Annotated in this window: 23 protein-coding genes and 1 pseudogene; 22 read left to right on the forward strand and 2 right to left on the reverse strand. The window is 46.6% G+C overall.

All coding sequences use genetic code 11. The features are described from left to right. Positions 1-49: 49 nt before the first annotated feature. From J7E38_RS06230 to spoIIR, 12 genes are all read left to right on the forward strand, one after another. Positions 50-424 (forward strand): response regulator, encoded by a 375-nt coding sequence (locus J7E38_RS06230; protein WP_144479181.1) that lies wholly within the window; start codon positions 50-52, stop codon positions 422-424. A gap of 297 nt (positions 425-721) precedes the next feature. Further along, a complete protein-coding gene (locus J7E38_RS06235; RefSeq protein WP_214705942.1) occupies positions 722-1,579 on the forward strand; it encodes a class II fructose-bisphosphate aldolase in 858 nt (285 codons plus the stop codon). Positions 1,580-1,677: 98 nt separating this feature from the next. Then, complete coding sequence (gene fsa, locus J7E38_RS06240; RefSeq protein ID WP_214705943.1) at positions 1,678-2,325, forward strand: fructose-6-phosphate aldolase; 648 nt, start codon at positions 1,678-1,680, stop codon at positions 2,323-2,325. 488 nt (positions 2,326-2,813) lie between these two features. After that, positions 2,814-4,100 (forward strand): UDP-N-acetylglucosamine 1-carboxyvinyltransferase, encoded by a 1,287-nt coding sequence (locus tag J7E38_RS06245; protein ID WP_214705944.1) that lies wholly within the window; start codon positions 2,814-2,816, stop codon positions 4,098-4,100. Positions 4,101-4,352: 252 nt separating this feature from the next. Continuing rightward, positions 4,353-5,315 carry a class II fructose-bisphosphatase gene (gene glpX, locus J7E38_RS06250; protein ID WP_041964630.1) on the forward strand — a complete coding sequence of 321 codons (963 nt, stop codon included), beginning with the start codon at positions 4,353-4,355 and terminating at the stop codon, positions 5,313-5,315. A 466-nt stretch (positions 5,316-5,781) separates the two neighbouring features. Beyond that, the gene (rho, locus tag J7E38_RS06255; protein WP_215038329.1) at positions 5,782-7,056 is read left to right on the forward strand and encodes a transcription termination factor Rho; all 1,275 of its coding nucleotides are present in this window, start codon (positions 5,782-5,784) and stop codon (positions 7,054-7,056) included. 144 nt (positions 7,057-7,200) lie between these two features. Then, positions 7,201-7,410 (forward strand): 50S ribosomal protein L31, encoded by a 210-nt coding sequence (gene rpmE / locus J7E38_RS06260; protein WP_041964628.1) that lies wholly within the window; start codon positions 7,201-7,203, stop codon positions 7,408-7,410. Between the two features lie 280 nt (positions 7,411-7,690). Beyond that, positions 7,691-8,311: a thymidine kinase gene (locus J7E38_RS06265; RefSeq protein WP_214705946.1), complete on the forward strand. Its 621-nt coding sequence runs from the start codon at positions 7,691-7,693 to the stop codon at positions 8,309-8,311. 244 nt (positions 8,312-8,555) lie between these two features. Next, a complete protein-coding gene (locus J7E38_RS06270; RefSeq protein ID WP_214705947.1) occupies positions 8,556-9,005 on the forward strand; it encodes a hypothetical protein in 450 nt (149 codons plus the stop codon). Between the two features lie 174 nt (positions 9,006-9,179). Beyond that, a complete protein-coding gene (gene prfA / locus J7E38_RS06275; protein ID WP_215038269.1) occupies positions 9,180-10,253 on the forward strand; it encodes a peptide chain release factor 1 in 1,074 nt (357 codons plus the stop codon). Continuing rightward, the gene (gene prmC / locus J7E38_RS06280) at positions 10,246-11,112 is read left to right on the forward strand and encodes a peptide chain release factor N(5)-glutamine methyltransferase (protein WP_214705949.1); all 867 of its coding nucleotides are present in this window, start codon (positions 10,246-10,248) and stop codon (positions 11,110-11,112) included. The genes prfA and prmC overlap by 8 nt, the downstream gene beginning before the upstream one ends. Positions 11,113-11,210: 98 nt before the next feature. Continuing rightward, positions 11,211-11,942: a stage II sporulation protein R gene (gene spoIIR / locus J7E38_RS06285; RefSeq protein ID WP_215038331.1), complete on the forward strand. Its 732-nt coding sequence runs from the start codon at positions 11,211-11,213 to the stop codon at positions 11,940-11,942. Positions 11,943-12,189: 247 nt separating this feature from the next. Here the strand turns inward: spoIIR and J7E38_RS06290 are convergent, their stop codons facing one another. Beyond that, entirely contained in the window at positions 12,190-12,531 is a 342-nt protein-coding gene (locus J7E38_RS06290; RefSeq protein WP_214705951.1) for a cupin domain-containing protein, read from the reverse strand. 13 nt (positions 12,532-12,544) lie between these two features. Continuing rightward, positions 12,545-12,922, reverse strand: a complete 378-nt coding sequence (locus J7E38_RS06295) for a globin domain-containing protein (RefSeq protein ID WP_214705952.1) — start codon at positions 12,920-12,922, stop codon at positions 12,545-12,547. Positions 12,923-13,227: 305 nt separating this feature from the next. Between J7E38_RS06295 and J7E38_RS06300 the strand changes: the two genes are divergently transcribed. The 10 genes and pseudogenes from J7E38_RS06300 (at position 13,228) to J7E38_RS06340 (ending at position 20,711) form a co-directional block, all read left to right on the forward strand. Beyond that, positions 13,228-13,629, forward strand: a complete 402-nt coding sequence (locus J7E38_RS06300; RefSeq protein WP_214705953.1) for a KGG domain-containing protein — start codon at positions 13,228-13,230, stop codon at positions 13,627-13,629. Between the two features lie 137 nt (positions 13,630-13,766). Beyond that, the gene (locus J7E38_RS06305) at positions 13,767-14,210 is read left to right on the forward strand and encodes a GNAT family N-acetyltransferase (RefSeq protein ID WP_214705954.1); all 444 of its coding nucleotides are present in this window, start codon (positions 13,767-13,769) and stop codon (positions 14,208-14,210) included. Between the two features lie 142 nt (positions 14,211-14,352). After that, positions 14,353-15,396 (forward strand): L-threonylcarbamoyladenylate synthase, encoded by a 1,044-nt coding sequence (locus J7E38_RS06310; RefSeq protein WP_214705955.1) that lies wholly within the window; start codon positions 14,353-14,355, stop codon positions 15,394-15,396. A gap of 131 nt (positions 15,397-15,527) precedes the next feature. Then, on the forward strand, positions 15,528-16,082 hold the full coding sequence (locus tag J7E38_RS06315; protein WP_214705956.1) for a manganese efflux pump MntP: 555 nt from the start codon (positions 15,528-15,530) through the stop codon (positions 16,080-16,082). 119 nt (positions 16,083-16,201) lie between these two features. Beyond that, positions 16,202-16,639: a low molecular weight protein arginine phosphatase gene (locus J7E38_RS06320; RefSeq protein ID WP_214705957.1), complete on the forward strand. Its 438-nt coding sequence runs from the start codon at positions 16,202-16,204 to the stop codon at positions 16,637-16,639. A gap of 284 nt (positions 16,640-16,923) precedes the next feature. Then, positions 16,924-17,073: pseudogene (locus J7E38_RS24440) on the forward strand (HAMP domain-containing protein); the annotation flags it as partial. 12 nt (positions 17,074-17,085) lie between these two features. Then, positions 17,086-18,012, forward strand: coding sequence for a methyl-accepting chemotaxis protein (locus J7E38_RS06325; protein WP_483297160.1), 927 nt, complete (start codon positions 17,086-17,088; stop codon positions 18,010-18,012). 281 nt (positions 18,013-18,293) lie between these two features. Continuing rightward, entirely contained in the window at positions 18,294-18,740 is a 447-nt protein-coding gene (rpiB, locus tag J7E38_RS06330; protein ID WP_214705959.1) for a ribose 5-phosphate isomerase B, read from the forward strand. An 18-nt stretch (positions 18,741-18,758) separates the two neighbouring features. Then, a complete protein-coding gene (locus tag J7E38_RS06335; protein ID WP_215038333.1) occupies positions 18,759-19,331 on the forward strand; it encodes a TIGR01440 family protein in 573 nt (190 codons plus the stop codon). A gap of 138 nt (positions 19,332-19,469) precedes the next feature. Further along, complete coding sequence (locus tag J7E38_RS06340; protein WP_214705961.1) at positions 19,470-20,711, forward strand: serine hydroxymethyltransferase; 1,242 nt, start codon at positions 19,470-19,472, stop codon at positions 20,709-20,711. Positions 20,712-20,787 lie beyond the last annotated feature (76 nt).

Consider the following 20,787-nt stretch of genomic DNA (forward strand, 5'->3'; position numbering starts at 1 on the left):
GGACAAGATCATTTATTATTTATTACTTTTATTAGGGGGAAGAGGCGGCATGAAAGAAAAAATACTTATTGTTGACGACCAGTTTGGCATCAGAATTCTACTTAATGAAGTGCTGCAAAAAGAAGGTTATCAAACATACCAGGCTGCAAATGGCGTCCAGGCCCTGGAGCTCGTTAAGAAGCATCCACCTGATCTCGTTCTTCTGGACATGAAAATCCCGGGTATGGATGGAATTGAAATTTTAAAAAGAATGAAGGTAATCGACCCGGATATTCGCGTCATCATCATGACCGCCTATGGCGAACTGGATATGATCCAGGAAGCGATGGACCTTGGAGCTTTGACCCATTTCGCCAAGCCATTCGACATTGATGATATCCGCGCAGCCGTAAAGAAGTATTCACAAACCGTTTCAAAAGATTAAGATACATAATTCGCCCTCAGGATGCTCCGGGGGGTTTTTTCTTGCCGGAAAAAGTGAGTTTACAGACAAGTGAAACTATTGGTAGCGCTTGCTTTATAGCATTTTTATGACACTTGCAAAAACAAGGCTTGAACAATGGCAATTCTGATTTTCTTTTGGTATGATACATATGAATTCCACAGGATCATTTCGTTTTGATGAATGCCATCTCGGGTACATAATCAAAAGCAGAGAGGGAACCCTTTAAAAGGGTAGCATAGTCAAAAAACGATTGATCATTACGAAGGAGGAAAAGATATGCCTTTAGTTTCAATGACTGAAATGCTGAAAAAAGCGAATGCAGAAGGCTACGCTGTTGGGCAATTTAACTTAAATAACCTTGAGTTCACTCAAGCGATCCTTCAGGCTGCAGAAGCCGAGAAGTCACCGGTAATCCTTGGTGTTTCTGAAGGTGCTGCACGCTACATGGGCGGCTTCAAGACTGTTGTCAAAATGGTAGAAGGTTTGATGGAGGACTATAACACTACAGTTCCTGTCGCAATCCACCTTGACCATGGTTCAAGCTTCGACAAGTGTAAAGAAGCAATCGACGCAGGTTTCACCTCTGTCATGATCGATGCTTCACACGGTCCTTTCGAAGAGAACATTGAAATCACTTCAAAAGTGGTAGAATACGCTCACTCTAAAGGTGTTTCTGTAGAAGCGGAATTAGGAGTTGTCGGCGGACAGGAAGATGACGTTGTTGCTTCTGGCGTAATCTATGCTGATCCTAAGGAATGTGAAGAGCTAGTTAAGCGCACTGGCATTGATTGCCTTGCTCCTGCACTAGGTTCTGTACACGGTCCTTACAAAGGTGAACCAAACCTTGGCTTCAAAGAAATGGAAGAAATCAACAAGACTGCTGGCGTACCATTGGTATTGCACGGCGGAACTGGAATCCCTACAAAAGATATCCAGAAAGCTATTTCTTTCGGTACAGCTAAAGTCAACGTTAATACTGAAAACCAAATTGCTTCAGCTAAAGCAGTTCGTGAGACTCTTGCTGCGAAGCCGGAAGAGTATGATCCACGTAAATATCTTGGACCAGCTCGCGATGCAATCAAGGAAACTGTAATCGGCAAAATACGCGAATTCGGTTCTTCTAACAAAGCGTAATAGCAGCAAAAATTTGTTATAATAAAACCGCCTTATATAGGGCGGTTTTTATCCATTTATATAAGTTTGAAAATTTTGTCGACTGGAGGCGTTTACAAATGAAGTTTTTTATCGATACTGCGAATATGGAAGAAATCCGCGAGGCCTACACACTGGGAATTTTATCAGGGGTTACAACTAACCCTTCACTCGTGGCAAAAGAAAAGAATGTAAAGTTTGAGGACCGCCTGAAGGAAATCACCGAATTGGTCCCTGGCTCTGTCAGTGCCGAAGTCATCGCGCTTGATGCAGAGGGCATGATTAAAGAAGGAAAAGAATTAGCTGCAATCGCACCGAACATCACGATCAAAGTTCCAATGACCCCAGAAGGGCTGAAGGCTGTTTCTGTATTCTCAAAAGAGGGAATCAAGACAAACGTAACCCTGGTCTTCAGTGCGAACCAGGCATTGCTGGCAGCAAGAGCGGGAGCTACATACGTATCACCATTCCTTGGCCGCCTCGATGACATCGGCCATAACGGACTCGACCTGATTTCAACGATTGCCGAAATCTTCACGATCCACGGAATCGACACAGAAATCATCGCCGCATCCATCCGCCACCCGCAACACGTAACAGACGCAGCACTAAGAGGCGCACACATCGCCACCGTACCATACAAAGTCATCCAGCAAATGTTCAACCACCCGCTGACAGACAAAGGAATCGAAGCATTTTTAAAAGACTGGGAATCTCGCGGGAAGTAATTGTTATTATGGTAGTTATCGGCTCTGTTATCTCCCAATTGATTCTTTAAGTCCTGTTGACCGTAGTGGAAGGCGCGTAGACTCCTGCGGGAGCATGGGTCAGGGAAGACCCCGCAGGAGTGAAACGACGAGGAGGCTTCCCGGGCCACCCGCGGAAAGCGAAGCGCCTGGAACGAAGGTCAACAGCCTTGAATAACAGAGCCATAAATCAGCATATGGGCAACAGAAACATAGTCTGCCTGATAGAGGCTAAGTAAAGTTAGGAACTTTTACCCAATTTAATCTTTTTTGCATTTTATTACATGAAATTGGGAATATCGTGTAAACTAAGGGAATAGAAAACTCCCGGAATCTGAATATTTTTATTGGAAAAATATACCTAATTGATTTCGGTCATTTTAATCTACGTAGAGCCAATATCGGTCTTAGCTGTACATTGTTTGCATCTCCAGCTTGACCTTACATCACGGCTTAGAAGGGAGTCAAAAATGGAAAAGCTTAAGATTGCAGGCGGTTATCCTTTAAAAGGGACTGTTCGGGTCAGCGGTGCGAAAAACAGCGCGGTAGCCTTGATCCCCGCAACCATATTAGCAGAATCGCCTGTAACCATAGAAGGTTTGCCGGATATTTCCGATGTTCATATGCTCAAGGACTTGATGGAGGAAATCGGCGGTTCTGTTGAATTCTCGAACAATGAAATGACGGTAGATCCGTCTTCCATGATTTCCATGCCTTTGCCGAATGGAAAAGTGAAAAAGCTGCGAGCTTCATACTATCTAATGGGAGCAATGCTTGGCCGTTTCAAAAAAGCTGTCATCGGATTGCCAGGTGGATGCCATTTAGGCCCAAGGCCGATTGACCAGCATATAAAAGGATTCGAAGCGCTTGGTGCCAGCGTGACAAATGAACAGGGTGCCATTTATCTTCGTGCAGATGAGCTTCGCGGTGCAAGAATCTATCTTGACGTCGTAAGTGTTGGGGCAACAATCAACATCATGCTTGCCGCTGTACGAGCAAAAGGGCGGACCGTCATTGAAAATGCCGCAAAAGAGCCGGAAATCATTGACGTAGCAACATTGCTTACCAATATGGGAGCGAAAATCAAAGGAGCCGGTACCGATGTGATCCGAATCGATGGCGTGGATGAGCTTCACGGCTGCCGCCATACGATCATCCCGGACCGGATCGAGGCAGGAACATATTTAATCCTCGGCGCTGCAATCGGTGATGGCGTCACGATTGATAATGTCATTCCGCAGCATATTGAGTCACTTGTGGCCAAGCTGAAGGAAATGGGCGCCAAGATTGAAGCGAGTGATGAGCAAATTTATGTTGCTCCTGCTGAGAAGTACAAGGCCGTCGACATTAAAACGCTCGTTTATCCAGGATTCCCAACGGACCTGCAGCAGCCGTTCACCGCGCTGCTCACAAGGGCGGAGGGCTCCAGTGTCGTCACGGATACAATCTATGGCGCACGCTTTAAGCATATCGATGAACTTAGAAGAATGAATGCCAATATTAAAGTTGAGGGCAGATCTGCGATCATCAGCGGACCGGTCAAGCTTCAGGGAGCCAAGGTCAAGGCAAGCGATCTCCGTGCCGGAGCAGCTCTTGTCATTGCCGGCCTTATGGCTGAAGGTGTCACTGAGGTGACGGGTGTAGACCATATTGATCGCGGCTATAGCCACATCGTTGAAAAGCTAAATGGGCTAGGTGCCACAATTTGGCGCGAAGATATGACCTCTGAAGAGCAAGAAGAGGTAAAAAAATCATAAAAAGTATAGTACAATGGAGTTGTACAATACAAATAGTGGTGCTAATGCTGATCGAAACCGTAAAGTAGTATAACCTATTTGACCATCAAGCCATGCAATTGAGGCTGCATCAAATTTTCGCTTCCTACTCAGTTCCGCAACATAATTGGCAACGAGGAGAATGCTGATTTATGGGAAGGGCTGAATAGAAAGGATAGAGAGGTATACAGTTTCGGTGGGCATTAGCCCCTTTCATGATTAGGGGATGATCATATGGAACGTAGCTTAACGATGGAGCTTGTCCGCGTGACAGAGGCGGCGGCACTTGCGTCAGCACGCTGGATGGGACGCGGAAAAAAAGACGAAGCTGACGATGCTGCAACGTCGGCAATGAGAGATGTGTTTGATACCATCCCGATGAAAGGTACCGTCGTCATCGGTGAAGGAGAGATGGACGAAGCGCCGATGCTGTATATCGGTGAAAAGCTTGGAACAGGCTATGGCCCGCGTTTGGACGTAGCGGTCGATCCGTTGGAAGGAACGAATATCGTAGCGTCCGGCGGCTGGAATGCCCTTGCTGTCCTTGCGGTAGCAGATAACGGCAACCTGCTTCATGCTCCTGACATGTACATGGACAAGCTGGCGGTAGGTCCTGAGGCAGTTGGAATGGTCGATATCAATGCTTCCGTTCTTGATAACCTTAAGGCAGTGGCAAAAGCGAAGAACAAGGATATTGAAGATGTAGTGGCTACGGTATTGAATCGTCCTCGCCATGAGCATATCATTGCCCAGCTTCGTGAAGCAGGAGCAAGAATAAAATTGATCAATGACGGCGATGTAGCTGGCGCAATCAACACGGCGTTTGATACTACCGGCGTGGATATCCTGTTCGGTTCAGGCGGAGCACCTGAGGGCGTCATCGCTGCGGTAGCGCTGAAAAGCCTCGGAGGCGAAATCCAGGGTAGATTGCTTCCGCAAAATGACGCAGAGCTAGAGCGCTGTAAAAAAATGGGCATCGATGTCAATAAAGTCCTCCTTATGGAAGATTTCGTCCGCGGCGACGATGCAATCTTCGCAGCCACAGGCGTAACAGACGGCGAGCTGCTAAAAGGAGTCCAGTTCAAAGGCTCTTACGGCTCAACCCACTCCGTCGTCATGCGCGCAAAATCAGGCACAGTCCGATTCATCGAAGGCCAGCACAGCCTGAAGAAAAAACCTCACTTAGTCATGAAATAATAAAATTTTTTAAAAAAGAAGTTGTAAAAGCTGAATGTAATTATTGGACCTGTTGATTGTAGTGGAAGGCGCGTAGACTCCTGCGGGCGCAGCTGGTCAGATGAGACCCCGCAGGAGTGAAACGACGAGGAGGCTCAGCGCCAGCCCCGCGGAAAGCGAAGCGCCTGGAACGAAAATCAACAGACTTGTTCAAAAGTCCAAACAGAACTGCAAACCCTTACAAGTCCGCTGCCTTTACCACCTAAAGGCAGCGGGTAAATAAAAAGATTGATTATTTTTCATATTTAAGGGTAAAATGAAAATTGTTTTGAAAATAATGCATATAGATCACAAAATGTTTTACCTTCATTAATTCCTTCTTACAACCTTCAAAGGAACTCATTTCTTCTTTTTCCATCCATACGCTTATATTCTTATACTTTTCTTTATGGGGGAAATCGAAATATTTTAAGGCGTGGTGACATTCATTATGGAAGTAAATATTTCAAGCTTAGAAAATATGAAATTGAAAGAGCTTTATGAACTCGCAAAAGAGTATAAAGTCTCTTACTACAGCAAGTTGACGAAAAAAGAACTAATTTTTGCTATTTTAAAAGCGCGTGCAGAACAGCAGGGTTATTTTTTCATGGAAGGTGTCCTGGAAATCATCCAGTCTGAAGGCTTTGGATTCCTGCGCCCGATCAACTACTCCCCAAGCTCAGAGGATATCTACATTTCGGCATCGCAAATCCGACGTTTTGATTTAAGGAACGGGGACAAGGTGTCGGGTAAAGTACGTCCTCCTAAAGAGAACGAACGTTATTTCGGCTTGCTTCAGGTCGAGGCTGTCAACGGTGATGATCCAGAATCGGCAAAAGAAAGGGTTCACTTCCCGGGACTGACCCCGCTGTATCCTGACCGACAGATGAAGCTTGAGACAACTCATAACAAAGTGTCTACAAGAATCATGGATGTCCTCGCTCCTGTGGGCTTTGGACAGCGCGGATTGATTGTCGCGCCGCCTAAGGCGGGTAAAACGATGCTGATCAAAGAAATCGCCAACAGCATCACAACGAACCATCCGGAAGCAGAACTGATCGTGCTGTTGATCGATGAGCGTCCCGAAGAGGTAACCGATATCGAACGTTCTGTTGCCGGCGACGTTGTCAGCTCCACGTTTGACGAAGTGCCTGAAAACCATATCAAGGTCGCCGAGCTTGTGCTTGAGCGTGCGATGCGCCTTGTCGAGCATAAGCGTGATGTCATCATCCTGATGGATAGCATTACACGTCTTGCTCGTGCCTACAACCTTGTCATTCCGCCAAGCGGACGTACATTGTCCGGTGGTATCGACCCTGCGGCATTCCACCGTCCGAAACGCTTTTTCGGTGCGGCCCGAAATATCGAGGAAGGCGGCAGTCTGACAATCCTTGCAACGGCGCTTGTAGATACAGGCTCACGCATGGACGATGTCATTTACGAAGAATTCAAAGGAACTGGTAATATGGAGCTTCATCTTGACCGTTCACTTGCCGAGAGAAGAATCTTCCCAGCCATCGATATTCGCAGGTCTGGAACGCGTAAGGAAGAATTGCTCATTCCAAAGGACCATCTGGACAAGCTGTGGGCGATCCGCAAATCGATGTCCGATTCACCGGATTTCTCAGAAAAGTTCCTGCGCAAGCTAAGACAATCCAAGTCGAATGAAGATTTCTTCGCTGTACTGGGTGAAGAAATGAAAGGCAATAACAAGCGTTCATAATTCCAGATTCTGGCTTGAAAAACTGACTTGAAATATAGAGGTGGACTTGTTATAATGAGGTCAGTGTGTTTTTCCAATAACGGTTTAAACCGTTGATTATAACTCTGTTTCGGATATGATTCAGGGCGGAAGGAGATGAAAAGAATGAAATCAGGAATTCATCCAAACTACAAAACAGTTAAGGTGACTTGCGCTTGCGGAAACGAATTCGAAACTGGTTCTGTTAAGAACGAGATTCGCGTTGAAACTTGCTCTGAATGCCACCCATTCTATACTGGACGTCAGAAGTTTGCAGAAGCTGGCGGACGTGTTGACCGCTTCAACAAGAAATACGGTCTTAAAAACAACCAGTAATATAAGAAATGACGAAACAGGCAAGAAGCTTTGTGACTTGCCTGTTTTTTATTGCCTTTTTACCTGTGCTAATGGGCACATATATAACATGAAAATTTAATTTTATGAACTTTATTTTTGTGTCTGGATTCAGCGGATTTTTTTGTTATAATGGAAAAAGCTGAAAAAAAGTGTCGAACTTTGACCAGGCTTTTTTCGTACCTTTATGGCATGGAAAAGCCGTAAAAATACGAAAAAAGCTTATCAAATTTTTGGTTTAGCGAGGAAGGAGAGGCCGACCATGTACGTTATGAAACAAAGCGGCTGGATCGAATTGATCTGCGGCAGCATGTTTTCCGGTAAATCCGAAGAACTGATTCGCCGAGTGCGCAGGACGCAATTTGCAAAGCAAAAAATTGCTGTTTTCAAGCCTGCGATTGATAACCGCTACAGCGAAGAATCGGTTGTATCACACAACGGAACTGCAGTTACTGCCAAGCCTATTGCCAACTCTACTGATATTTTCAAGCATATCAACCCTGATATCGATGTCATTGCCATCGATGAAGTCCAGTTTTTTGACAATGAAATCCTTGCGGTTGTCCAGCACCTGGCAGACAGCGGCTATCGCGTCATCGTTGCCGGCCTTGACCAGGATTTCCGCGGCGAGCCATTCGGCCAGATGCCTGCGTTGATGGCTGTTGCTGAAAATGTGACCAAGCTCCAGGCTGTATGTGCCGTCTGCGGATCACCAGCAAGCCGTACACAGCGGCTGATCAACGGCAAACCGGCTTCTTATGACGATCCCGTCATTCTCGTTGGTGCATCAGAAGCCTATGAGCCACGCTGCAGACATCACCACGAAGTGCCGAAATCACCAAATGAGCTGAAAATCGAAAAAACGACGGAAAGCTTAACATAATCATGTCTGGTCCTCCCGAGTGCGGGGGGATTTTTTTATATTGGTTGAGTGTGCAATAGGGAACTTTTTAGTGCAATTATCATGGTTGAACGCGCAATTAATGCTTCTTTCTGTGCAATTATTGTTCAGTAAGACGCAATTATAGCCGTGTAATTTTTCCAGCCGCGAATTTCCCTGAAAAAGGCGCAGTCCTTGCATGGATGACCCCTCCAAAGGGCAAGCTAACCGCGGGAGGTGCCATAATTTGAAAAAATTACTCATATTGCTCATGTTCGCGGTGGTTATGGTTTCAGGATGTGCCCAGGATAATGCTGAATCTGTATATGACAAAGATGAAGACCAGGCTGGTGTAGATCTGAACAGGGAAAATGACGGAGTCCGCCATGGGGATGGCCCGAATTTTACAAAGGACCAGGATAATGGCATGACGATGACCGATCAGAACCCGAATTTGCTGAATACCGATAACGAGAACCACCACAGTTTTTCCCAGGATGTCCAAAAAGCGAAAGACGTCATATCTGATGCTGGCTATGAACCAGGCTCGATCTGGATCAACGGCGGGGAGATGAACGTGACAGCTCAGCTTCAAGGGCGGGTAACCCGGAAAAATCGCGAAGATGCCCGGAAAACCTTGCATGACAGGCTGACTAAAGCGTTGCCGCGCTATGACATCAAAGTCAATATTGAATAAAAGCACAATCGGGACAGCATGCTCAGCATCGGGCATGCTTTTTCGTTTGATAAGCATTTTAGAATGATTTTGACTGAGAGTGGCACCTATACTATAATTAGAATGTTATGCTATGAACTTTTACTATGATGTTTGAATCCATATTAAGGATTATGAAAATAGAGGTGAATGTCCGTGTTTGATCGTCTTCAAGCAGTTGAGGATCGTTATGAAAGATTGAATGAACTATTGAGTGACCCGGAAGTAGTCAATGACTCCAAAAAGCTCCGCGAGTATTCCAAAGAGCAGTCTGATATCCAGGAAACGGTCATGGCTTACCGTGAATACAAAGAAGTGAAAGAGCAATTGGCCGATGCGAAGGCGATGCTCGAGGATAAGCTTGATGCTGATATGCGGGAAATGGTCAAGGAGGAAATCTCCGAGCTTGAGCCGCGCATTGAAGAACTGGAAGCGCGAATCAAGATTCTTCTCGTTCCCAAGGACCCTAATGATGACAAGAACGTTATCATGGAAATCCGCGGCGCTGCAGGCGGTGACGAAGCTGCCCTGTTTGCAGGCGACCTTTACCGCATGTACAGCCGTTATGCTGAATCACAGGGCTGGAAAACGGAAGTCATCGATGCCAGCACGACTGGTGTAGGCGGTTTTAAAGAAATCATCTTCATGATCAACGGAAATGGTGCTTATTCTAAAATGAAGTTCGAAAACGGCGCGCACCGTGTCCAGCGTGTCCCGGAAACGGAATCAGGCGGCCGCATCCATACTTCAACAGCTACTGTTGCATGTCTTCCTGAAGCTGAGGAAGTAGAAATCGAGCTGCATGATAAAGACATCCGCTTTGATGCATTTGCATCCAGTGGTGCCGGTGGACAGTCCGTTAACACAACAATGTCAGCTGTACGTCTAACGCATATTCCAACAGGAATCGTTGTCTCTTGCCAGGATGAAAAATCACAGCACAAGAACAAAGATAAGGCGATGAAGGTCCTTCGTGCCCGCGTCTATGACAAGTTCCAGCAGGAAGCACAGGCGGAGTATGACCAGGTCCGTAAGTCAGCTGTTGGTACAGGGGACCGTTCTGAGCGTATCCGTACGTACAACTTCCCGCAAAACCGCGTGACTGACCACCGCATCGGCCTGACAATCCAGAAGCTCGACCAGATCCTTCAGGGCAAAATGGATGAAATCATCGAAGCGCTAATTATGGAAGACCAATCTCAAAGACTTGAGAGTGCGAACAATGACTAATCTCAAACTGTATGAAGCCCTCAACTGGGCTTCTTCTTTTTTAAAAGAACATAATCGTGAGGGGTTTGCCGGTGAGCTGCTGCTGAGGCACTATTCGGGGCTGTCCCGCACTTCGATGCTGATGAAGATGCGTGATGAACTGGATGGGGAAGTGCGGGCAGAGTTCCAGGCCGCTGTAAAAAGGCATGCAGAAGGCGAACCAATCCAGTATATCATCGGCTCAGAGGAGTTTTACGGCCGCCGTTTTGAAGTGAATGAGCATGTGCTGATTCCAAGGCCCGAGACTGAAGAACTTGTCCACGGCACACTACAGAGGCTTGACAGTCTTTTTCCGGATAGTGGCCAGATAGATCTTGTCGATGTCGGGACCGGGAGCGGAGCGATTTCGGTCAGCTTGAAGCTGGAGAACCCGAAATTGAAGGTGTCAGCGGTCGATCTTTCAGAGGACGCACTTGATATTGCGCGGAAAAATGCCAGCCAGCTGGGTGCAGACATCGAATTCTTCCATGGCGACCTGTTGCAGCCGCTTATTTTACAAGGGAAAAAGGTTGATGCTGTCATCTCGAACCCGCCATATATCCCGGTTGCGGACCAGGAATGGATGTCAGATATAGTTACTGAGCATGAACCGCATATGGCGCTGTTTGCCGGGGAAGATGGATTGGACCTGTATCGGCGATTCATGGACGAGTTGCCGATTGTGTTGAAGGAAAAGGCGCTCGTCGGCTTTGAAATCGGCGCAGGTCAGGGGGAAGCCGTCCGTGCGCTTCTGGAAAAAACCTTCCCGCACGCCAGAGTTGAAGTTGTTTTTGATATCAATGGCAAGGACCGGATGGTGTTTGCTGAAATGGACTCCTGATCAAAAGGAGTCCATTTTTTTTCAAAATTACTAGTTTAAGAATCTATCAAACTGTCCACACTGTGACTAGTGAAGGGATGGTGCGAGAAATGGTGACGATGAAAAAATCAGCAGCTTTATTATACATACTCCTATTATGTGCAGGTACGATGTTAAGTTTATATACACCGAAAACAGAAGTGGCGGCCCAGGAAGCGACGGTCATACCGAACGAAGCGATCCGGCTGAGGATCCTTGCAGAAAGTGACCTCGAAAAGGACCAGGAAATCAAGCGACTGGTACGCGATGAAGTCAACAAGGAGATCACCAAATGGGTCCAGGATCTGACATCGATTGAAGCAGCGAGGAAAGTAATCAAATCCAAGCTTCCGGAAATCCAGAAGATTGCCGAAAAGGTCGTTGCAGAACAAGGCTCGACACAGACGGTAAAAACTGAGTTCGATAAAGTCCAGTTTCCTACTAAACTATACGGCCAGTTCCTCTATCCGGCAGGAGAATACGAAGCGATCCTCATCACCCTTGGCGAAGGCGAAGGTGCAAACTGGTGGTGCGTCCTATATCCGCCGCTATGCTTCCTGGATTTCTCAAACGGTGAAGCAACAAGCGAAGGCTTCGATGAAAACAGTGACAAAGGCGATGTAAAAGTCGATGCTGAGGACGAAAAGGTAGACGACAATCTTGTAAAAGAAGCGGAAAAGGATAAGAAATCATCAAAAAAGGATAAAAAATCATCAGAAAAAGATGACAAACCAGTCTACGAAGGCAGCGAGGAAGAAGAAGTCGAGGTTGCATTCTTCCTGGTGGAGATTTGGAATAGGATTTTCGGATAAAATAAGCCCCTGCATAGGATGCAGGGGCTGTTTTTAAGTGGATACGAGCAAAATAATCTGTATCCAGCTGGTAGTTTTAAATAATTCGACCACATTTTAAATTAATTTGGCGAATTTAAAAATATATCGACCACTTTTTAAAATATATCAGCGGATTTTCAATTATATCGACCACATTTTAGAATATATCGACCAAATCCGGCAATATATCAACCAACTAGCAGAAACCAGCTGAGTCAGTCCTACCTTAAATATCCTGTACAAATCTCTCATCCGGAATCTTGTTGAGCATCACATATAAAGTGACGGGCTCGGAGCCGGTGTTTTTATAGGATAGTTCTTCGCTGCCGCTCAAATGGACGGTTTCGTTGGCAGCTGCTGGTACTTCCTCTCCGTCAATCGTTAACGTTCCTTCGCCTTGCATTGTTAAAATAAACACTTCGGTCCCTGGATGCATGTGCTTCGGCAGTTCCTGGCCGGGCATGAAGTTCAGCAGGAATACGGTGCTGTCACCTTTTTTAAAGACAATTCGTTTCGTAAACCGTTCTTCACTGAATTCCTGGTATTGTTTCAATGATTGTTTTTCCATGTGAAATTCCTCCTTATTGGCTGTTGATCATAATGGGCGCAATCTGGCTCAAGCGCTCGAACAAGGCTTTGCCTCCATCGGTTTCCAGCAATCCTGTTTCGGTCAAGGTTTCATGCATCAGCTTCAGCCATGCCTGCGCGCGGCGTGGCGTAATTTCAAAAAGCATATGCCTGGCCCTCATATTGGGCGGTCCGAATTCTTCACTGTAAAGCGCACCGCCGCCGGTCAGCTGTGTGAGGAACATCCACTGCTTCCTCTTGATTTCTGCCATATCTCCTTCAAACAACGGACTAAGCTCTTCGTTTTCATACACTTTCGGATAAAAAGTATCAACAATTCTGCGGATTGATACGTCTCCGCCAATCTGTTGATAGATTGTTTTAATTTCCATGCCGTGCCCCCTTTTTGAGAAAGGTTTTCATTTGTATGAGTTTATTATAACCATACAGAACAAGTGACATAGTGACCTAAATCACTCACTTATGAATTTTTCACTATGAGAAGCTAGGAAACATTAGCTAGCTTCTCTAAGAAATACTTGGTAAAAGAGGAAAAATGACTGTACAATTTACCAAAAATATTACATTTTTCAGACAAGCATATTACATTCCCGTGATACTAGTTTCAGGGTGGGAGATTCCGGATATTCAGTGTAGTGTAACATCAAAACACAGATTTCAAGGAGGATGATTTAAAATGGCTAACAACAATCGAAACAATAATAACGATGATAAGATGTCTCGTGAGGAAAGAGGTCGCATGGGTGGCGAAGCAACAGCTGAGAACCATGGCAGCGAATTCTACCAGGAAATAGGCCGCAAAGGCGGCGAGGCAACAGCTGAAAGCCACGATAAGGACTTCTACCAAGAAATCGGCAAAAAGGGTGGCGAAGCAACAGCTGAGAGCCATGACAGTGAATTCTACCAGGAAATCGGGAAAAAAGGTGGCGAAGCAACATCTGAAAGCCACGACAAGGAATTCTATCAGGAGATCGGCCGCAAAGGCGGAGAAGCGACTTCTGAAAACCATGACCGAAGCTTCTATGAAGAAATCGGTGAAAAAGGCGGCAATGCCCGCAACAACAACAACAACGACTAAACATCCAGCTTAGAAACCTACATTTAAAAGAAGCGCGGCAGTCTCACATTAGTGAAGACTGCCGTGTTTTTTTGGTTCTACTTTTTTCAAACCTCTCATATTCATTTAGTAGAATCTAAATGTTGAGGTGAAAGATTATGACTTGGAAAATCAGAAGTGCAAATAAAGAGGATCTGCCTAAGCTGGAGGCTTTTTTGACAGAGGCAGGTGTAAGCCCGGAAGGTTTGGGAGATTCAATTGAAAACTTTTCTTTAATGGAGAATCAGGCAGGGGAACTTAAGGCGTGCCTTGGGGTAGAACCAGTAGACAAGGCAGGTTTGCTGCGTTCCTTCGTCGTCTCTCCGCAAATTGCTCAGCCTGATTTGATGCTTCTTTTTAAAAGAGCATTTTTGACGGCGAAAAGTCAGGAGCTGGAGGAGCTTTATCTTGTCACCAACAAGATGAGCGCGGTTTCTTTCTTCGGAAGCCTTGGTTTTGAAATGGTGAACCAATCCGCAATGCCTGAGTCTTTTCTTGAAAAAAATCATCTTAAACAAGTTTTAACTGTGGATAACTCTGCAATTATGAAAATAATTCTGTGAATTGTGGATTAATCCACAAAGTTATCCACTGTTTCTTTAAAAGTATCCACAATTTGTGGATAAAAACTTGAGTTCTGCTAATTCTTCTTTTATACTTTCATAGAAATAGACTAGTATAGCGAGAAGTAAAAGGTGGATGTACATGCAAACACAAATGTGGACAGTGGATAAGAATGTGGATAATTTAAAAACATATCCACAAATCAAGGAAGCTGCACAAAAATTGAAGCAAAATGAAGTCGTCGCTTTTCCGACCGAAACGGTTTATGGACTCGGAGGTAACGCAGAAAGCGATGAAGCCGTATCGAAAATTTTCGGAGCAAAAGGAAGACCTGGGGATAACCCATTGATCATCCATATTGCCAATCGTAAACAAATTCACTCTTTTGTAAAAGAAATCCCCGAGCAGGCATCACGATTAATGGATGCGTTCTGGCCGGGTCCGCTGACGATTATCCTCGAAAAGAAGGCAGGGGCTCTTTCTGAAAAAGCAACTGCCGGATTATCCACAGTCGCAGTCAGGATGCCTGACCATCCAGTTGCCCTGGCGCTCATCGAGGAGACTGGCCTTCCACTTGCGGCACCGAGTGCGAATCTGTCAGGTAAGCCAAGCCCGACGACGGCTGCTCATGTTGCCGACGATCTGACGAGCAGAATTTCCGGTATTGTCGATGGAGGCGCGACAGGGGTTGGCCTTGAGTCCACAGTGGTCGATTGCACCGGTGATATCCCTGTGATTCTGCGTCCTGGTGGTGTAACGAAGGAGCAGCTGGAAGAAGTAATTGGAGAAATATCGGCAGACCCGGCGCTGACGGATGAAGGCCAGGCACCGAAGGCACCAGGGATGAAATATCGCCATTACGCGCCAAACTCGCCCTTTTATCTGGTTGATGGATCAAAAGAAGAAATCCAGCAGCTGGTGAATGAAAAGCGGAACGAAGGCCAGAGGGTCGGCGTGATGACCACAAAAGAAAACAAGGAATTTTATGACGCGAATGTCGTGATCGCCTGCGGTGAAAGAGCCCGTCTCGAAACTGTCGCGGAAGCGCTCTATGATACACTCCGGGCCTTCAACCAGGAAGACCTTGATATCATTTTTGGCGAAATCTTCCCTGAGCAGGGCGTTGGCCAGGCGATCATGAATCGCTTATCCAAGGCATCTGGCCTGCCGATTATCAACAAATAGAAGAAAAGCGCTTTAGTCCTGGAGCGCTTTTTTGCTGTTGTGGCCCCATGAGTGATAAACTCCCAATTCCATGCTTCTAAATCTTTTTGGACGTGCATATGCTGAATTAGCAAGTCCGAGGGGGCGAAGACATGGCAGCAATAGCCGGCGAATTATTCACACTGATGTTGATGGCATTCGCATTGGGAATGGATGCATTTTCCGTAGGTCTCGGAATGGGCATGTTCAGGCTGACGAAAAGGCATATTTTTAAAATTGGCGTCACGATTGGTTTGTTCCATGTGTGGATGCCGCTGCTTGGGATGGTGGCAGGGAGATTTTTGTCCGAGCAATTCGGGGCCATAGCAGGATATATTGGCGGCCTGCTCCTGATCGTGCTCGGTGTCCAGATGATCTGGGCAAGCTTCAAGGAAGAAGAGACAAGCCTGATTACTCCGGTTGGCAAGGGTTTATTGATTTTTGCCCTGTCTGTCAGCCTTGATAGTTTTTCCGTCGGCCTTACACTGGGAATCTATGGCGCGAGGACACTGCTCGTACTTACCTGCTTTGGCATTGCAGCGATGGTCCTGACATGGGCAGGCCTTCTGGTTGGAAAAAGAGTACAGGGATGGCTTGGTACATACAGCGAAGCATTGGGAGGAAGCATTTTGCTCACGTTCGGGCTGAAATTGCTTCTGCCGCTTTAAACTTTTTTTGCACCTGTGAAGCGGGTGTATTTTTTTTGCGCACGTTTCCAAATGGCAAAAATGAAAATGCTTTAAGATTGTCTTATAATGGAGAAAAGTTCAACACAGGAGGGAAACGAATGGCGCGCGTTTTATTTGTTTGTACCGGAAATACATGCCGAAGCCCAATGGCGGAAGCGATTTTAAAAAGCAAGCAGCTGCCTGGCGTCGAAGTAAAATCAGCGGGAGTGTATGCCCCAAACGGCGCGGATGCTTCGGTCAACGCGAAAATCGTGCTTGAGGAAAACAAGATCAGCCATGACCATCGCTCCTCGACATTGACAAAGGAAATGATCGATTGGGCGACAGTAGTCCTGACAATGACCGGGAGCCATAAAGGGTTGATTCTGAGCCAATATCCAGATGCGGCTGAGAAAACTTTTACATTGAAAGAATTTGCGGAGGAAAGCGGAAGCCAGGATGTAGCCGACCCGTTTGGCGGGGATGAGCAAATTTATCGGAAAGCTTTTCAAGAAATTCATAAAAGTATCGAAAGAATCATCGATAAAATCCGATAATACCTTTGAGAAAAACCTTTCGCATTGATTCGAAAAGTGGAACAATGCAAATTCATCTTTTTTCAGGGGGATTGTCAGTGGGTTCAAAACGAAGCTACAAAATGGGATTGCGAAAGAAAATGGTCATGCTGACAACCGTGTTGGCGATCATTACGTATTCAACAAGCGCATTCTTTATCTATTTCCTTTATCCTTTCGTTCAAAAGTTCATTGAAATCAATTCGGTCGTTTTTACGGCATCGGTCCTTGGAATGGGGATTTTCTGGTCCGGGCTGCTCGCGTATATGGCTGCCGGTTTGATCATCAAGCCATTGCAAAAGCTGGAACATTCGGCTTTGAATGCGGCACAGGGTGAGATTGGCGAGGATGTGGAAGTCTCGAAATCGGATGACGAAATCCGTTCATTGGGACTGGCCTTCAATAATATGCTGTCAAATCTGCGTGAGATGGTCAGCCAGATTGATGAGAATTTCAACGAAACGAATGAAAAAGTAGTCCGCATTTCCGGGCAATCAGCGGCTGCATCGGAGCAGGCTTCGATCATTTCAACGACGATCAAGGAAATCGCCGCGGGAGCAGATTCCTCGGCATTATCAACGCAGACGACGGCGGAATCGGTTGATGAAGTGATCCGGATCGCAGAAGACGTCCAGGAAAAAGCGCGGGCATCTGAATCGATTTCCGTGGAAATGGTCAAAGATCTCCAGGAATCGAAGGATGCGATCCATTCGCTGATTTCGGGAATTGGAAGGCTTGCGAATGATAACCGCGAATCTCTTGGCACAGTAAAACGATTGGAAGAAAACGCGACAAAAGTGGAGCAGATCATCCAGCTTGTTGGCGATATTGCCGCACAGACGAATTTGCTGGCGCTGAATGCATCGATTGAAGCAGCACGTGCCGGAGAGCATGGCAAAGGCTTCGCGGTTGTTGCCGAAGAAGTAAGGAAGCTTGCCGACCAGAGCGCAGATGCCGTCCAGGGAATTTCAGGCTTGATCCAAAATATCCAGTCTGAGGTCCAGAACGTCGTCGGCCAGATCAGCAGACAGGTCGATACGGCAAATGGTGAAGCGAAGAAAGGCGAGAAGACGAATCAGGTAATTGAAGCTATGACGGAAACCATCCACGAGATGGCAGATGTGATCCACGCGATTACCGCACTTGTCGAAACGCAAATGGAAACCATCCAGCACACATCCACCCAATCGCAGGAAATGGCTGCGATCGCGGAAGAAACCTCAGCCGGAGCGTTGAGCGTCGCCTCAGCAGCAGAGCAGCAGGCAGAAGTCATCTCAGATGTAGAAGATCTGGCCGTCGAACTGCAAATCCAGGCCGGAAAATTAAAAAACACGATCACGAAGTTTTCGTTATAAGTAATTGTTGGACCACAGCTGAGGGAGGCTGTGGTTTTCTTTTTAGAATTGGAAAAAATGACGCAGAATTTCCAAGTCGCTATAAAAGATGGAAACTCGCTATAAAAAACGAAAAGTCGCTATATAAAATAAAAACTCGCTATAATATCTTTTCCTGAGTAAATTTTCGTGATGAATCTCAATGCAAATAAACCGTTTTCTTTATAATCCAGAGCGAATATGAGAAAATAACGGTAGATTTAATCGCCCCGCAAGCGGGAATACATAGGAGGATTTTACAAATGAAGGTTGCAATTGCTTCAGACCATGGCGGAGTCAATATCCGCGAGGAAATTAAAAGTTTGATGGATGAAATGAATATTCAGTACGAAGATTTTGGCTGTGAGTGCGGAACTTCTGTTGACTATCCAGACTATGCGCTTCCGGTTGCGGAAAAAGTGGCGAACGGAGAGTTTGATAAGGGAATCTTGATTTGTGGTACAGGCATCGGCATGAGCATCGCTGCGAACAAGGTGAAGGGGATCCGCTGCGCTTTGGTGCATGATGTTTTCAGTGCGAAGGCGACAAGACAGCACAATGACAGCAATATGCTGGCGATGGGCGAGCGTGTCATCGGACCAGGCCTTGCGCGCGAGATTGCGGCTGTATGGCTGACGGAGGAATACGAAGGCGGCCGCCACGAAAACCGTGTAGGCAAAATCAAGGAGTATGAAAATAATAAGCAGTAAGATTTTTAAAAGGAGGCGCTGACACTGTCTATTCAACAATGGGAAGCAGAATTGAACTCCATCCTTACCGATTTTAACGAACAAGTGCAGCTAAAAAAAGGGCAGATTCTGGTTGTCGGCTGCAGCACGAGTGAAATCATCGGCCAGCGGATTGGCACAGCGGGTACGGAAGCGGTCGCGGCAATGGTCTTCAGGCAGCTCCGCATACTCCAGAATCAAACAGGTGTCCAGCTGGCGTTCCAGTGCTGTGAGCATTTGAACCGCGCCATCGTCATCGAGCGTGATACGGCAGAGCAGAAGCAGTTGGAAGAGGTGACGGTGATCCCTGTTAGGAATGCAGGCGGGGCAATGGCTGCACATGCCTACCAAAACCTCGGCAACCCTGTTGTGGTTGAATTCATCAAGGCAGACGCTGGCATCGATATTGGCGACACCTTGATTGGCATGCAAATGAAGCATGTCGCCGTGCCTGTCAGAGTACAGCAGAAAAGCGTCGGCCATGCCCATGTGACTCTGGCGAAAACAAGGCCGAAGCTGATTGGCGGCGCCCGCGCGGTTTACGAACGAACAAATGAAAATGAATCATGTTAATTGATGAAGAAGCAGAACCTGTACAATGGTTCTGTTTTTTCTGGCGTCATCCTTTTCTTTCACCATAATATCAGCTAAAATAAGAATGAATTTTCTAATAACGAAACCAGACAATACATATCCAGAGGGGGAACTTACGTGAAGCACTTGTCACAGCAGGACAGCCAAGTTTACGCAGCAATGCAGGATGAATTGAAGCGCCAGCGCACGAAAATTGAATTGATTGCATCTGAGAACTTTGTCAGTGAGGCAGTCATGGAAGCTCAGGGGTCTGTGCTGACGAATAAATATGCTGAAGGTTATCCAGGCCGCCGCTATTATGGCGGATGCGAGCATGTCGATGTTGTCGAAAATATCGCCCGCGACCGCGCGAAGGAAATCTTCGGCGCAGAGCACGTAAACGTCCAGCCGCACTCAGGTGCACAGGCGAATATGGCGGTTTATTTTACCGTTCTTGAGCAGGGTGATACCGTCCTCGGGATGAATCTGTCACACGGCGGTCACTTGACCCATGGCAGCCCGGTCAACTTCAGCGGCGTCCAGTATAATTTCGTCGAGTACGGTGTCGATGAGGAAACTCAAGTCATCGATTATGATGTGGTTCTTGAAAAAGCACGCGTACATAAGCCTAAGATGATCGTTGCCGGTGCGAGTGCCTACCCAAGAGCGATCGATTTCAAGCGTTTCCGTGAAATTGCAGATGAAGTAGGCGCATATTTAATGGTCGATATGGCGCATATCGCCGGTTTAGTTGCAGCAGGTCTGCACCAGAATCCGGTTCCTTATGCTGATTTTGTCACGACGACTACCCATAAAACACTTCGCGGTCCGCGCGGCGGGATGATCCTTTGCAAAGAAGAATTTGCGAAGAAAATCGACAAGTCGATCTTCCCTGGTATCCAGGGCGGCCCACTTATGCATGTCATCGCTGCCAAAGCGGTTGCATTTGGCGAAGCGCTGGAGGATTCTTTCAAAGAATACGCACAAAATATCATTTCCAATGCCAACCGCCTTGCAGAAGGCTTGAACAAGGAAGGAATCGACCTTGTATCGGGCGGTACAGACAATCATTTGCTGTTGGTTAATCTGCGCTCACTTGGCCTGACTGGAAAGGTAGCGGAAAAGGTGCTGGATGAAATCGGCATCACTGTCAATAAAAATACGATCCCATTCGATCCGGAAAGCCCATTCGTCACAAGCGGAATCCGTATCGGAACAGCGGCAGTCACAAGCCGCGGCTTCGGACATGAAGAGATGGACGAGATTGCTTCATTGATTGCATTCACCCTGAAAAATCATGAAGATGAAGCGAAACTGGAAGAAGCGCGCCAACGCGTCGAAGACCTGACAAGTAAGTTCGAATTATACCCTGAGAGATAAAATGACACCCCGGCGGCCCTTCATGAATGAGGGCCGCTTTTTCAGGGAAAAATCATTACGCTGTTGCGGTTGCTTG

This window comes from Bacillus sp. ISL-35, from assembly GCF_018613355.1.
Lineage (GTDB): Bacteria > Bacillota > Bacilli > Bacillales > Cytobacillaceae > Mesobacillus.

Coding starts and splice junctions, on each gene's coding strand:
- J7E38_RS06230 (WP_144479181.1), top strand. CDS start 50: ATGAAAGAAAAAATACTTATTGTTGACGACCAGTTTGGCATCAGAATT.
- J7E38_RS06235 (WP_214705942.1), top strand. CDS start 722: ATGCCTTTAGTTTCAATGACTGAAATGCTGAAAAAAGCGAATGCAGAA.
- fsa (WP_214705943.1), top strand. CDS start 1,678: ATGAAGTTTTTTATCGATACTGCGAATATGGAAGAAATCCGCGAGGCC.
- J7E38_RS06245 (WP_214705944.1), top strand. CDS start 2,814: ATGGAAAAGCTTAAGATTGCAGGCGGTTATCCTTTAAAAGGGACTGTT.
- glpX (WP_041964630.1), top strand. CDS start 4,353: ATGGAACGTAGCTTAACGATGGAGCTTGTCCGCGTGACAGAGGCGGCG.
- rpmE (WP_041964628.1), top strand. CDS start 7,201: ATGAAATCAGGAATTCATCCAAACTACAAAACAGTTAAGGTGACTTGC.
- J7E38_RS06265 (WP_214705946.1), top strand. CDS start 7,691: ATGTACGTTATGAAACAAAGCGGCTGGATCGAATTGATCTGCGGCAGC.
- prmC (WP_214705949.1), top strand. CDS start 10,246: ATGACTAATCTCAAACTGTATGAAGCCCTCAACTGGGCTTCTTCTTTT.
- spoIIR (WP_215038331.1), top strand. CDS start 11,211: ATGAAAAAATCAGCAGCTTTATTATACATACTCCTATTATGTGCAGGT.
- J7E38_RS06290 (WP_214705951.1), bottom strand. CDS start 12,531: ATGGAAAAACAATCATTGAAACAATACCAGGAATTCAGTGAAGAACGG.
- J7E38_RS06295 (WP_214705952.1), bottom strand. CDS start 12,922: ATGGAAATTAAAACAATCTATCAACAGATTGGCGGAGACGTATCAATC.
- J7E38_RS06300 (WP_214705953.1), top strand. CDS start 13,228: ATGGCTAACAACAATCGAAACAATAATAACGATGATAAGATGTCTCGT.
- J7E38_RS06305 (WP_214705954.1), top strand. CDS start 13,767: ATGACTTGGAAAATCAGAAGTGCAAATAAAGAGGATCTGCCTAAGCTG.
- J7E38_RS06310 (WP_214705955.1), top strand. CDS start 14,353: ATGCAAACACAAATGTGGACAGTGGATAAGAATGTGGATAATTTAAAA.
- J7E38_RS06315 (WP_214705956.1), top strand. CDS start 15,528: ATGGCAGCAATAGCCGGCGAATTATTCACACTGATGTTGATGGCATTC.
- J7E38_RS06320 (WP_214705957.1), top strand. CDS start 16,202: ATGGCGCGCGTTTTATTTGTTTGTACCGGAAATACATGCCGAAGCCCA.
- J7E38_RS06325 (WP_483297160.1), top strand. CDS start 17,086: ATGGTCAGCCAGATTGATGAGAATTTCAACGAAACGAATGAAAAAGTA.
- rpiB (WP_214705959.1), top strand. CDS start 18,294: ATGAAGGTTGCAATTGCTTCAGACCATGGCGGAGTCAATATCCGCGAG.